Genomic DNA, 2,403 nt, shown 5'->3' with positions numbered 1-2,403 from the left:
CCCCAGGCGGGCGCTTCTCGCCCGCCGGGTCGGGCGCTGCCCTCTTCGTCCTGGAGCGGCGTGCGGACAGGGTGCGGGGCTCAGAGCGCGATGTCGAGGCGGTCGCCGCGGGTCAGGAGCCGCTCGATCTGGGCGACGATCTGCTCGGCGTGGGCGCGCGCGAGCCGGTCGGCGGCCTCCTCGTCGCGGGCGGCGATCGCGGCGATCATCGCCTCGTGCTCGTCGACGAAGGCCTGCGGCAGGCGGTCGTCGTAGGAGCGGTAGTAGAGCCGGAGCAGCCGGCGGCTTTCGTCGAGGAGCCGCCCGAAGAGGGTCGCGAACCAGGGGTTGCGCCCGGCCTCGGCGATGGCAGCATGGAAGGCGGCGTTGGTCGAGATCATCGCCAGCGCGTCCTGCGCCGCCACGGCGCGCGCGAAGTCGGCCTGGTGGGCGCGGATCGCCTGCAGATCCTCCGGCCGGTGATGGCGCGCCGCGAGCCGGGTGGTGACGCGGTACATCAGCACCAGCGCGTCGAAGAGCGGCTGCAAGTTGAGGAAGTCGATGTTCGAGACCATCGTCGAGCGGTTGGGCAGCGTCTCGATCAGCCCCTCGCCGGCGAGGCGCACCAGCGCCTCGCGCACCGGCGTGCGGGAGAGGCCGAACCGCTCGGCGAGCTGCATCTCGTCGACCGGGCTTCCCGGCGGCAGCACCAGGTCGAGGATCTCGTCGCGCAGGAGGTCGTAGACCATCCGCGCGCCGGAGCCGCGCTTGCGCTCCGCAGTGGCTGGGGCTTCGTTCCCGTTCATCGGCCATCCCGTTGTCGACGGCCTGCATACGCGGCCTGCGCGCCCCGATCAACCGCGGGCGGGCGCGAGGCGCGCCTGCCAACCCGCTTGTGCTCCAGCACGATCCGCGCGAAAGCATGGCTCGGGGGACCGGCAGGCGCGGGCCTGCGACGTGAGGAGAGACGAGCATGACGGCTTTCGGCGCGCCCGCCATCGCGATCCTGATCTTCGCGATCATCCTGATCTTCACCATGGTGAAGTCCGTCCCCCAGGGCGAGAACTGGACCGTGGAGCGCTTCGGCCGCTACACCCGCACGCTCGAGCCGGGGCTGAGGTTCCTCGTGCCGCTGATGGACCGGGTCGGCCGCAGGATCAACATGATGGAGACCGTCCTCGACATCGAGGAGCAGGAGGTCATCACCCGCGACAACGCGATGGTGGTCGCCGACGCCGTCGCCTTCTACCAGGTGGTCGACGCCTCCAGGGCCGCCTACGAGGTGAAGAACCTCGAGAACGCGCTGAAGAACATCAGCCAGACCAACATCCGCGCCGTGCTCGGCTCGATGGACCTCGACGAGGCGCTCTCCAACCGCGACGCGATCAACACCCGGCTGCTCTCGGTGATCGACCATGCCTCCTCGCCCTGGGGGGTGAAGGTGACGCGGGTCGAGATCCGCGACCTCGCCCCGCCGCCCGACATCTCCGAGGCGATGGCGCGGCAGATGAAGGCCGAGCGGCTGAAGCGGGCCGAGATCCTGACCGCCGAGGGGCTGAAACAGTCGGCGATCCTCAAGGCCGAGGGCGAGCGCGAGGCGCAGATCCGCGAGGCCGAGGGCCGCCGGCAGGCCGCCTTCCTCGACGCCGAGGCGCGCGAGCGCTCGGCCGAGGCGGAGGCGCGGGCGACCACCATGGTCTCCGAGGCGATCGCCAAGGGCGACGTGCAGGCGGTCAACTACTTCGTGGCGCAGAAGTATACCGAGGCGCTGCGCGAGCTGGCGGCGAGCCCGAACGCCAAGACGATCATGATGCCGCTCGAGGCGGCGAGCCTGATCGGCTCGGTCGCCGGCATCGCCGATCTCGCCCGGGCGGCGCGCGAGGGGAAATGACCTTGCTCGACGGCATCTCGCCCTGGTGGTGGGTGGCGCTGGCGATCCTGCTCGCGGCCGCCGAGATGGTGACGATCACCACCGTCCTCGTCTGGGCCGCCGCCGCCGCGCTGGTCACCGCCTGCCTGCTCTGGATCGCGCCGGGGCTCGGCGGCTACGAGCAGGTCGGCATCTTCGCCGCGCTCTCCATCGTCTTCTTCTTCGTCGGGCGGGCGCTCGTCGCCCGCTACGGCCAGCCGGGCGGCGACGAGGCGGCGGGGCTGAACCGCCGGGCGCAGCAGCTCGTCGGGCGCGAGGCGGTGGTCGCCGCCTTCTCGCGCACCGAGGGGCAGGTGACGGTCGACGGCGTGCCCTGGCCGGCCCGGCTCGCCGAGGGCGCGGTGCCGCCGGCCCCCGGCGACGTGGTGCGGGTGACGGCGGCGGACGGCATCGTCGTCATCATCCGGCCGGTGGGCTGACACGGCGAAGGAAGGGTCGGGCCCTCCCCATCCGTCCCGCCCGAGGCCCTGCCTCGGGCAGCGCCCGCCCCGCCC

General features: G+C 72.3%; 3 protein-coding genes. 2 read left to right on the top strand and 1 reads right to left on the bottom strand.

The genetic code is table 11. The features are described from left to right. Positions 1–80: 80 nt before the first annotated feature. Entirely contained in the window at positions 81–785 is a 705-nt protein-coding gene (locus Q0112_RS03575; RefSeq protein ID WP_297971500.1) for a GntR family transcriptional regulator, read from the bottom strand. A gap of 167 nt (positions 786–952) precedes the next feature. Between Q0112_RS03575 and Q0112_RS03570 the strand changes: the two genes are divergently transcribed. Together Q0112_RS03570 and Q0112_RS03565 are read left to right on the top strand one after the other, a co-directional pair. Next, the gene (locus Q0112_RS03570) at positions 953–1,870 is read left to right on the top strand and encodes an SPFH domain-containing protein (protein WP_297971497.1); all 918 of its coding nucleotides are present in this window, start codon (positions 953–955) and stop codon (positions 1,868–1,870) included. Then, a complete protein-coding gene (locus Q0112_RS03565; protein ID WP_297971494.1) occupies positions 1,867–2,328 on the top strand; it encodes an NfeD family protein in 462 nt (153 codons plus the stop codon). Before Q0112_RS03570 ends, Q0112_RS03565 begins: the two co-directional genes overlap by 4 nt. Positions 2,329–2,403: the final 75 nt, after the last annotated feature.

The sequence above is a fragment of the uncultured Amaricoccus sp. genome (assembly GCF_937858865.1).
Taxonomy (GTDB): domain Bacteria; phylum Pseudomonadota; class Alphaproteobacteria; order Rhodobacterales; family Rhodobacteraceae; genus Amaricoccus.
This window is presented reverse-complemented; position numbering and strand designations above follow the sequence as displayed.

Bases quoted from the DNA above. Each gene is read 5' to 3' on its own strand.
- Q0112_RS03565 (WP_297971494.1), top strand. From the start codon at position 1,867: ATGACCTTGCTCGACGGCATCTCGCCCTGGTGGTGGGTGGCGCTGGCG.
- Q0112_RS03570 (WP_297971497.1), top strand. From the start codon at position 953: ATGACGGCTTTCGGCGCGCCCGCCATCGCGATCCTGATCTTCGCGATC.
- Q0112_RS03575 (WP_297971500.1), bottom strand. From the start codon at position 785: ATGAACGGGAACGAAGCCCCAGCCACTGCGGAGCGCAAGCGCGGCTCC.